This window comes from Alkalibacterium sp. m-11 (genome assembly GCF_054658155.1).
On the sequence record NZ_BAAGIR010000019.1, the window covers coordinates 16,877 to 27,291 of the forward strand.

At 43.2% G+C, this 10,415-nt stretch carries 11 protein-coding genes; 9 read left to right on the forward strand and 2 right to left on the reverse strand.

The genetic code is table 11. The features are described from left to right. The first annotated feature begins 9 nt into the window (after positions 1–9). From hisG to ACYQ2O_RS03835, 9 genes are all read left to right on the forward strand, one after another. The gene (hisG, locus tag ACYQ2O_RS03795; protein WP_346025313.1) at positions 10–618 is read left to right on the forward strand and encodes an ATP phosphoribosyltransferase; all 609 of its coding nucleotides are present in this window, start codon (positions 10–12) and stop codon (positions 616–618) included. Further along, positions 619–1,869 (forward strand): histidinol dehydrogenase, encoded by a 1,251-nt coding sequence (gene hisD, locus ACYQ2O_RS03800; protein WP_346025312.1) that lies wholly within the window; start codon positions 619–621, stop codon positions 1,867–1,869. Further along, positions 1,866–2,864: a pyridoxal phosphate-dependent aminotransferase gene (locus tag ACYQ2O_RS03805; RefSeq protein WP_459796024.1), complete on the forward strand. Its 999-nt coding sequence runs from the start codon at positions 1,866–1,868 to the stop codon at positions 2,862–2,864. Before hisD ends, ACYQ2O_RS03805 begins: the two co-directional genes overlap by 4 nt. Next, positions 2,861–3,442 carry an imidazoleglycerol-phosphate dehydratase HisB gene (gene hisB / locus ACYQ2O_RS03810; RefSeq protein WP_346025310.1) on the forward strand — a complete coding sequence of 194 codons (582 nt, stop codon included), beginning with the start codon at positions 2,861–2,863 and terminating at the stop codon, positions 3,440–3,442. Before ACYQ2O_RS03805 ends, hisB begins: the two co-directional genes overlap by 4 nt. Further along, entirely contained in the window at positions 3,439–4,017 is a 579-nt protein-coding gene (gene hisH / locus ACYQ2O_RS03815; protein ID WP_346025309.1) for an imidazole glycerol phosphate synthase subunit HisH, read from the forward strand. Before hisB ends, hisH begins: the two co-directional genes overlap by 4 nt. After that, on the forward strand, positions 4,014–4,718 hold the full coding sequence (hisA, locus tag ACYQ2O_RS03820) for a 1-(5-phosphoribosyl)-5-((5-phosphoribosylamino)methylideneamino)imidazole-4-carboxamide isomerase (RefSeq protein ID WP_346025308.1): 705 nt from the start codon (positions 4,014–4,016) through the stop codon (positions 4,716–4,718). The genes hisH and hisA overlap by 4 nt, the downstream gene beginning before the upstream one ends. After that, positions 4,719–5,483 carry an imidazole glycerol phosphate synthase subunit HisF gene (hisF, locus tag ACYQ2O_RS03825; RefSeq protein ID WP_346025307.1) on the forward strand — a complete coding sequence of 255 codons (765 nt, stop codon included), beginning with the start codon at positions 4,719–4,721 and terminating at the stop codon, positions 5,481–5,483. It abuts the gene before it with no gap. Continuing rightward, positions 5,476–6,117, forward strand: coding sequence for a bifunctional phosphoribosyl-AMP cyclohydrolase/phosphoribosyl-ATP diphosphatase HisIE (hisIE, locus tag ACYQ2O_RS03830; protein WP_346025306.1), 642 nt, complete (start codon positions 5,476–5,478; stop codon positions 6,115–6,117). Before hisF ends, hisIE begins: the two co-directional genes overlap by 8 nt. A gap of 667 nt (positions 6,118–6,784) precedes the next feature. Continuing rightward, positions 6,785–7,684 carry a cation diffusion facilitator family transporter gene (locus tag ACYQ2O_RS03835; RefSeq protein WP_346025305.1) on the forward strand — a complete coding sequence of 300 codons (900 nt, stop codon included), beginning with the start codon at positions 6,785–6,787 and terminating at the stop codon, positions 7,682–7,684. Positions 7,685–7,778: 94 nt separating this feature from the next. Here ACYQ2O_RS03835 and ACYQ2O_RS03840 read toward each other — a convergent pair whose 3' ends face one another. After that, the gene (locus ACYQ2O_RS03840) at positions 7,779–9,338 is read right to left on the reverse strand and encodes a bifunctional metallophosphatase/5'-nucleotidase (protein WP_459796026.1); all 1,560 of its coding nucleotides are present in this window, start codon (positions 9,336–9,338) and stop codon (positions 7,779–7,781) included. 27 nt (positions 9,339–9,365) lie between these two features. Further along, positions 9,366–10,268, reverse strand: coding sequence for a glycerophosphodiester phosphodiesterase (locus tag ACYQ2O_RS03845; protein ID WP_346025304.1), 903 nt, complete (start codon positions 10,266–10,268; stop codon positions 9,366–9,368). Positions 10,269–10,415 lie beyond the last annotated feature (147 nt).

The following is a 10,415-nucleotide window of genomic DNA, read 5'->3' on the forward strand; positions in this document are numbered from 1 at the left end:
GAGCAAGAGATGATTACTATAGCTTTATCAAAAGGAAGACAGCTGAAAGACTTTATAGCATTTTTAAAAAGCATCGACATGACCAACTGGAGCGATGCACTCGAATCAGTGTCAAGAGAATTAGTTGTGCACACCGACTCAGTGAGATTTCTTCTGGTCAAAGGTGAAGATGTTCCAGTTTATGTGGAAGAAGGCGTCGCTGATCTGGGCATAACAGGAAGTGATGTCCTGTACGAACAGAACAGACACATCAATAATCTGATGGATCTGCCGTTCGGCTACTGCCACTTTGCACTGGCAGCTAAAGAACCTAAGGATGTCTATCCAGTTGTAGCTACAAAATATGTACAGTTTACTCAAAATTACTTTGATTCTATTATGCAGCCTGTTAAAATAATCTATCTAAAAGGTTCAGTTGAGCTGGCCGCGACAATCGACATGGCCGATGCCATCATGGATATCGTTCAGACAGGTACGACTCTAAGAGACAATGGTCTTGAAGAACAGATTCGTCTTGATGACATCAATGCACGCCTTATTTCAAACAAGCATGCATTCTTTTCTAAGAATACTGAAATACAGTCAATCATCAATCAATTCAAAAAAGTAGGTGCTTAGATGTACACAGCTCAGTCATTTAAAGATAAATTTAAAACGATCAATAGTGTGGACTGGACGAAAACGCAATCGGTCATGGATATTATCCAGTCTGTTCAGAAAGACAAAGATTGTGCTCTTAAATCATACAGCAGTCAGTTCGATAACGTGGACATCGATGAGCTTGAAATTCCTCGGTCTGAACTGGAAAAAGCCGTTTCTTCCATAGATGATGATTTGAGACATGCTATGGAGGAAGCCCATGACAATATCAGACGTTATCAGTCTTCCATTAAGCTATCAGATAGTGCAGGAAAGGAATTATTTCAGAAAGTACATCCTCTCAAACGTGTCGGTGTATATGTGCCTGGAGGAACTGCGCCTTTACTTTCTACCGTTTTAATGACGGCTGTTCTTGCGAAAGTAGCTGGTGTAAATGAAATCATCGTGACTACTCCGCCTCAAACTGATGGTGTACATCCAGCTATTCTTGCTGCATGTCACATTTCAGGCGTTGACCGTGTCTTTCAGGTTGGCGGCGCACAGGCTATTGCAGCCCTTGCATATGGAACTGAAACGATCCCTAAGGTAGATAAAATTGTTGGTCCTGGCAATCAGTATGTTGCTTTGGCCAAGAAGCTTGTCTACGGCGATGTGGGCATCGATTCAATTGCAGGCCCAAGTGAAATAGTCATCGCTGTTGATGAAAGCACCAACGCAAAATGGGCATCTTTCGACATCCTCGCTCAAGCTGAACACGATGTTGAAGCTAGAACATTTTTAGTAAGCGAGAATGAAGCTAAACTTCAGGAAATTTATGGTCAGGTTCAGAAAGGGCTTAAGAAACAGCCTCGTGAGTCGATCATCAGAGAAAGTCTGGCAAATCATCACTTTAATATTCTGACTGAATCTAGAGACGAAACAATCGATATCATCAATCTGATTGCAGGCGAACATGTCTCGATTCAGACTAATGATGCAGCTGATTATGTCGACCGCGTTACCACAGCTGGTGCTTTGTTTATCGGCGACTATTCGCCTGAAGCCATTGGAGATTATATTGCCGGTCCAAGTCACGTTCTACCTACTGGAGGCACTGCTCGATTCAGCAATGGTCTGACTGTAAATGATTTCTTAAGAACAAACTCAATTATTGCTTTAGAAAAAGGGACATTCATGACCATGGCACCGGGAGGCATGCGCATGGCCGAAGAAGAAAAACTGAATGCTCACTATGATTCATTAGCCAGCAGATGGGAGGATCTCAAATGATTCGAATAGATAAAAACGAAAGTCCTTACCGCGCACTCAGCGAAGAAGAAATAGGAAAAATCGCTGTAGACACGCACTTTAATCAATATGCAGAAGATGAGTATGTGGAACTTCAGAAGAGTTATGCAGCATACAATGGATTTGATCCTGATCTGATTTCATTTGCAAACGGGTCTGATGAATGGATACAGAAAGCAATGATCGTTCTTGGTGACGGGCCTGTTCTTGTACTGGATCCAGACTTTGTGATGTATGAAGAATATGCCAAGCAGTTCGGACGTAAACTGACAAAAATCAACTGTCTTGACGACTGGACCTTCGATTACGAAGAAGTCTATAAGAAGATCAAGGAATTAAATCCTTCTGTCTTTATCTTTTCACAGCCGAATAACCCATTCGGTACGCTTCATCCTTCAGAGTTCGTCGAACAAGCTTCAGCTCTTATGAAAGAAGCTGGCGGTTATTTCATTATTGATGAGGCTTATGGAGAATTTATTGAAGATCAAGTAACTTATCCTGAAGGCGATCATGTCATCCGTCTAAGAACCTTGAGTAAGGTTTACGGCTTGGCAGGTCTGCGTGTAGGTGTCGCTATTTCTACAGAAAAAACGATGGGCATTCTCAACTCAATTGCCCACCCTTATCCGTTAAACACATTTTCTCTTAACGTAGCCAACTATCTTCTCAACCAGACTGAACGTCTGGATAAATTCATTGAATTGAACCGTACCCTTTCCAGAAAACTAAAACAGATTTTCCAGGACGAAGTCGGAGATGTGATCGATATCCTGGACAGTTCGACTAACTTCATCTTTACCTACGGAGAAAAAGCTGTCGATTTGAGTGAACACATTGTCGAACGCGGGTTTTTACCAAGAATGTATCCAGAATCCGACAATCCTGCATTAAGACAGATCGTCAGGTATTCCATTGCTACTGAAGAGCAGCTAAGGGATCTGCAGACTATTTTAAAAGAATGGAGACAAGCGCAATGACCATAACTAAAGAACGCAAGACAAAAGAAACCTCTATCGAGTTGACTATCAGCAAGGGACTTGAAGCGTCGCATATCGATACTGGCGTCGGCTTTCTGAACCATATGCTGGATCTGTTTGCGTTTCATGGTCATTATGTCATCGACCTTAAAGTGGATGGCGACACAGATGTTGATGATCACCACACTACAGAAGATGTCGGTATCCTGCTTGGACAGGCAATTGCTGAACTGATGGAAGACAAGTCATCCATTCAGCGATACGGTACGGCTTATGTTCCTATGGATGAGACACTGACTCGAACAGTCATTGATGTCAGCGGACGTCCTTACCTGCACTTTGAAGCAGATTTTTCCAGCCAGACCGTTGGTACCTTCGACGTTCAGCTGGTCAAGGAATTCTTTTATGCGCTGACGATCAATGCCCGTCTGACGGCGCATCTTGATCTGATCAGAGGCGGCAATACGCACCATGAAATCGAGTCTCTCTTCAAATCTTATGCTCAGGCTCTACGTCAGGCAGCCAGCGACTCCTCTGTTTCCAGACTGCCTTCTTCGAAAGGAGTGATCGAAGCATGATCGCGATCGTCGATTACGGACTAGGAAACATTGCCAATTTGACTAACGCCTTGACTTATCTGGGCTATGAAGTGAAAGTTACTCACGATGTTGAAGAGCTGGAACAGGCTGACCAGATCATCCTTCCCGGTGTCGGTCATTTCAAAGATGCCATGACCCGTTTAAATGAACTCGATCTGATTCCTGAGCTGAAAAAATTGAAGGAAACCAAGCCGTTTATCGGTATCTGCTTAGGCATGCAGCTGCTTTTCGAACACAGTGAAGAAGGAAATGTCAACGGGTTGAATTTTCTTCCTGGCCAAGTCAAGAAGATGACCTGCAAGCTGCCTGTTCCTCACTTGGGCTGGAATAAACTGGATGCGCCAAATGCTTCTCTGAATGAAGACGTCTATTTCATACATTCATATAAAGTCCATACGGAAGAAAATGTCGTGGCAAAAGCGACTTATGAGGACGATGTGGTAGCTATTGTTCAGAAAGACAACATCATCGGCATTCAGTTCCATCCGGAAAAAAGTGGCGACAAGGGTCTTCAGATTCTTGATCAGGCACTGAAAGGCGGGTACATCAAATGATAGAATTATGGCCGGCGATTGATCTGATCGATAACGAAAGTGTCCGACTGACTGAAGGAGACTACGGGACGAAAGAAGTCATGACTCGTACCCCTCAGGAAGCCATCGCCTTCTACAATCAGTTCGAGCAGGTGAAACGGATTCATATTGTCGATCTGATGGGTGCCCTTCATCAGAAACCTGCAGAGGAAGCTTTTATTAAAGATCTGATTCAAACGAGCGAACGCCCTGTTGAAATCGGTGGCGGCATTCGTAAACAGGAAACAATCGATTATTATTTAAAAAACGGGGCTTCTTATGTCATAGTGGGTACCCGTGGGCTTCAAGATACTGAGTGGCTCAAAACAATGACTGAACAATATCCAGGGAAAATTTATCTCGGCCTGGATGCCAAGAAAGATCAGGTGGCTGTCAATGGCTGGACTGAGGCGATGGACCGTACGATTTTTGATGTAGCTGAGGAAACGGCTTCCTTGAAACTAGGCGGAATCATTTATACTGACATCTCAAAAGATGGAAAAATGCAGGGACCTAACTTTGAACTGACAAAAGCATTAGTCGAAACAACCCCTCACCCAGTCACTGCTTCTGGAGGGATCAGAAGTCTTGAAGATATGAACCAGCTTGAAGAAGCAGGTGTCAAAGCTGCGATCGTTGGAAAAGCAGCTAATACGACTACATTCTGGGAGGGCATCAATTAAATGATAAAGAAACGAATCATCCCCTGTCTGGATGTAAAAGATGGTGTGGTCGTTAAAGGAATCCAGTTTAAAGGACTGCGGGAAATCGGCGATCCTGTTGAATTGGCGAAACGATACAATGCGCTCGGTGCCGACGAGCTTGTCTTTCTTGATATTTCAGCAACTCAGACCGGTAATGCATTAATGCTCGATGTTATCAGTAAAACGGCAAAAGAACTGTTCATCCCTATGACAATCGGAGGCGGACTGAAGTCCATCGAAGACATTTCTGCTGTACTGAACGCCGGTGCAGATAAAGTCAGTCTGAACTCGGCCGCGCTTAAAAATCCGGATCTGATCAATGAAACAAGCGAAAAATTCGGTGCCCAATGCATCTGTATTGCCATCGATGCGAAATGGGAAGAAGATAAGCAGGACTGGTTCTGCTACACTCATGGCGGCAAGCAGCGTACGGATATCCGGACAATTGACTGGATTAAAGAAGTCGAACGTCGTGGAGCTGGCGAACTGCTGGTCACAAGTATGGACTACGACGGCATGCAGAACGGCTTTGATCACAAACTTCTTTCCATCATTCAGAAAGAAGTCACCATTCCAATTATCGCTTCTGGCGGTGCCGGCAGTGCCGAAGATTTCATCTCTCTTTTCCTGGAGACAGATGTGTCAGCTGGACTGGCTGCCTCCATTTTCCATGACCAGGATGTATCCATTCAGCAAGTGAAAGATCTATGCGATTCGAAAGGAGTGCCTGTAAGACATGTCTGATTACACTACACTTAAACCTGACTTTTCAAAAGGATTGCTACCGGTTATCCTACAGCATCATATCACGAAAGAAGTCCGTATGATGGGCTATATGAACGAAGAAGCGTTTGAACTCACTAAGAAGGAAAAAGTCGTCTGGTTCTTCTCCCGTTCAAAAGATAGACTGTGGAAAAAAGGCGAATCCAGTGGGAATATGCAGTACATCACTGACATGTATCTGGATTGTGATGATGATGCTCTTCTAATTATGGTCGATCCAGCTGGCCCTACTTGTCATACAGGCAGCGACAGCTGTTTCAACCTTGCGTCTTCCTTCTCCTTACGGGATATTGAAGCCATGGTAAAAAATCGTGCGACATCTTCTGATGAAAAATCTTATACACATTATCTTCTCAACGAGGGTATTGATAAGATCAGTAAAAAGTTCGGAGAGGAATCCTTTGAACTAGTCATCGGTGCCAAGAATGAAGATAAGGAAGAAATCAGGAATGAGGCGGCCGACGTGCTGTATCATTTAGGTGTCCTTCTCCATCAATCCGGTGTCACAGTAGATGATGTGGAATCTGTTCTGGCTTCACGTCACCAGAAGAAAAACAACTTTAAAGGTGAACGCCAGTCGATCAACGAATGGTAGTATCGCCTGGTTAAAGTAATCGTTAAATCATTCGACCCTTTATTAGTTATAGACAACTAGCTTGTCATCTGACTAATAAAGGGTTTTTTGTTCGATTATATTGCCAGCCGCTGGCGGTTGCCAGATTGCGTTCTTTCTTGGTTGTGTGTCAGATTGACCACTCACTTGGTTTTTCCATCTCAGTGGGCCATAACCCTTCAACTACTGACCACTCAACTTATATTTCCATCTCAGTGGGTACTAATCCCTCAACTATGGACCTCTCAACTTATTTTTCCATCTCAGTGGGCACTAATCCCTCAACTACTCACCTCTCAACTTATTTTTCCATCTCAGTGGGCACTAATCCCTCAACTACTCACCACTCAACTTATATTTCCATCTCAGTGGACCATAACCCTTCAACTAAAAGACATTCACTTCCTATTCCCTTATACTAATCCAGCTGACCATTCTCCAGTCAGTTTACAATAATCTCCACATTTTTTGGAAAAAGAGATCATCCTTTTTCACATTACTCTATACCTATTTTTAAATTTAAATAGTGTGGTTTCTCGTCCGTCCTAAAAAATAAGTAATTGTTAAAAAGGAAGCTCCTGTTGTTGAAAAGTTCCGAACCATTATATACTATAAGTAGGATCTGTTTAAAAAGATGGAGGAACAAAATATGCCCAATAAATACAATAGAGTAAAACTTGCCGAACGCGGAGCTCGAGTAAGCATCAGTGTGTATATCATTCTAGCTCTGGTAAAAGTTCTGCTCGGTTATTTTCTGAATGCCGCCTCTCTCTCAGCTGATGGGTTCAATAACCTTACCGATGTCGTCTCTTCAGTAACTGTCCTAATAGGACTCAAGACTGCACGAAAACCAGCCGATTCCGATCATCCTTATGGGCACTGGAAAGCTGAACCGATCGCCAGTCTGATCACTTCCTTCATTATGCTGTTTGTCGGGTTTCAAGTCCTTCAGAGCAGTATTGTAAGAATAATCAGTGGAGAAATCACGCCTCCAGATCAGTCAGCTGCCATTGTATCTGTCGCAAGTGCGATTGTATTGTATCTCCTTTACAGATTCAATCTGTCTCTGGCAAATAAAGCTAACAGTGCAGGCCTTAAAGCTGTCTCCAAAGATAACTTGGCAGACAGCCTGACCAGTTCAGCTACCGCCATTGCCATCACAGGAGCTTCGTTCGGCTGGGGCTGGCTTGACGGAGTAATGGCTGTCATCGTATCACTCATCATCATCAAAACAGGTGTAGAAGTATTCAAGGACAGCAGCTTTTCCTTATCTGACGGGTTCAAAGATAAACATCTGACGGAATATAAAAATGAGATTCTTCTTCTGCCTCATGTGAAAGAAGTTGCGACAATTAAAGCACGGATGTACGGGGCTAATACCTATGTCGATGTGACGATCCTGGTGGACGGGATGATGACCGTTCAGGAGGGACATGATGTGACTGAAATGATTGAGGAAGTGCTGTATGAAAAATATGATATCATGCATACTGATGTTCATGTTGAACCTGATACAATTGAAGACCAGTTCAACAAGGATCAGATGTAGACTACAGATATTTTAAGTAAAAAAAGACACGGTAACGGTCATTTCCTTTGTTAAATCAGGACCTGACTCGTCTCGTGTCTTTTTTACTTTCTGATTACTTTGATGCGGTTACTTTGAAGTTGCGGTTGGCTTCTGCCTTGATTGGTGAAAACTGACTGAAGTAGTCTCCCATCAGCTCATTCATAGGGATCGTGACCTCGCGGATGATTTTAGAGGCATCAAACATGTCGTAATCGCCTCCGCCTACAGCTCGGTACTGATTAATAACGATCTCCAGGCTGTCTTCAGGTATGATGTCTTTCCCTTCATAGGAAAATTCAACGATCCGTTCCCCTTGAGGCATTGCCACATCGATCGTATACTCAATGCCCTCGTACATATCATAGTTGTACATTTGGGGTTTCGGTGTCATAAATGACGGATTGACGATGATGTCCCCGGTTTCATCCAGTTCAAAGTAAGTTGCCGACCGCTCTAGTGCCGCTTTCAGATCTTTTCCACTTACTTTCAGTACAGCCAGCGTGTTCGGATAAATGTAATTCAGGACGACATCTCGCATCGTTACTTCTCTTTTGAATCCTCTAGCTTGGTTATTGAAAAGAGCCGTACCTGAAATGTCACATTCCGCATAATACATCTGAACCTTATTTACAAATTCCACATAAGGATGTTCTATACGGCGAGCGGCTTCCACGTCCGAAATCGTCATATCTCCTTCGACTTTTCCGATTGGCTGATCAAGCCATGCTTCTACCTCTTCATTTACTGATCTGAACGCATCAGCGGTCGATTCATCTACATCCACCTGTTCCGTCGACAGAAGTTCAGGTATGGCATCGATCAGGGTGTACTGTCCGTCAGCTTCTTCAATGTCCAATGTCACTTTTCCTAAATATCTTCCTTTATCCCCGGGCATAACGACTGCGGTCTGCCCCACTTTCTGAGCAATGACCCTATGCTGGTGTCCGCTGAGCAACACATCTATTCCTTCTACGTCATGCAGCAAAGCATAGCCTTCATTCTCTCCGGTCTGTATTTCCGTCTCTTCTCCTGTCTCCAGGTCTTTTTCAAAACCGCCATGATAACTTACGACTACAACGTCGGCCTGCTCTTTTAAATAAGGCACATATTTCTTCGCACTCTCAACTGCAGAAACAAATGTAAGGCCTTCGTAGTTCTCAGGGTGTTCCCAGTTAGGGATATAAGGGGTGGTCAGTCCAAGTATGGCTATTTTAACGCCTTCTTTTTCGATAATTTTATACGCCTGACCAAAAGCCGGTTCGCCATTATCGTTAAGGATATTTGCGCTAAGTATAGGATAGTCTGCACTCCTGACCGCACTGTTCAGATAGTCCAGACCATAATTGAATTCATGGTTTCCAATGACTCCTATGTCAAATCCACAGGCGTTGGCCGCTTCCATCACCACAGTCGCTTCTTTCTTTTCCTTTACCACATAATGTGTAAAAGGCGAACCCTGTATCAGATCCCCATTTTCAATCGTAATACTCGGTCCATTAAGTTTCTCACGTTCACTTTTAAGTAGTGAGGCAATCTTGAACAGTCCGTAAGTCGCTTCATGACGTCGTGACTGATAGTCCGTTGGGAAAAGGTAGCCGTGTATGTCACTTGTTTCAAATAGTGTAATCTTCATAAGTCAATCCTTTCAAGACGATTAATGTCAATCTTCATTTAAAATATCGATCAGTAATTCAGGATCATCTGTCATGATGCCATGTGCACCAAGATCAATCAGATCTCTCATAGTGGCTTCATCGTTGATTGTCCAGTAGTAGACATCCATCCCTCTGTTTTCGGCTCCTCTGATCAGTTTCCAATCAGCAAGGTTAAAACCTTCCTGTTCGACAGGTAGCTGAAAAGCATCCGCTGTTGGCTGATAGACCAGATTCAGAAAAGCCTTATGCAGAGTAACAAACTGGCGCGTTTCCTTCTCGCCTGCACCGATAGCCACTAACCCGTCAGCTACTTCATTAAATCTTAGATTGATTTCGTGGTCAAAACTAGCTATCAGAACCGTCTCATGCATATCATATTCTTCGATCAGTCGCCACATTTCCTGGATCATTTCTTCATAGTGCTTTGGATCATTCGTTGCTTTCAGTTCAATCAGCTGTCTCACATTGCTGAACTCCTGGAATACTTCTTCTACTGTCGGAATATATACTCCAGTATTTCTATATTCATACTCCCCCGACTCATTTTGAAAGTGGTAGCCTGCATCCAGGGACTGAATTTCTTCCAGAGTCATCTCATTCACACGGCCTGTTCCTTCTGTTGTACGGTCGACTGTCTCGTCGTGAATAGCCACCAGTTCGCCATCTGCAGTTATGAAAACGTCATACTCTAGGATATCTACACCTATGGTTCGGGCATAACTGAATGCCTCCAGCGTATTTTCAGGGGCATGATCCAGTCCTCCACGATGAGCAATGACTAATGTGCCTTCATCTCCTTCAAAAAATGCTCGTTCACTATCTGAAGTCAGCGGAAAAAGGAATAGAATAAACCAGATAAATAAAATGATGCCTAAAAGTATACCAATATACTTGAGTAGTTTTTTCACTCGATTCCTCCTTTTATTATAAGAGACACCTAGGAAACTATAGATGCTCTATATAAGTGGATTTAGGGTTTTCTCTTTTGAGTTTTCCCTCCACTTATTTTCTTTTTTTAAATTTTTTCACATTTTTATGCTTATTACTTGACTTTT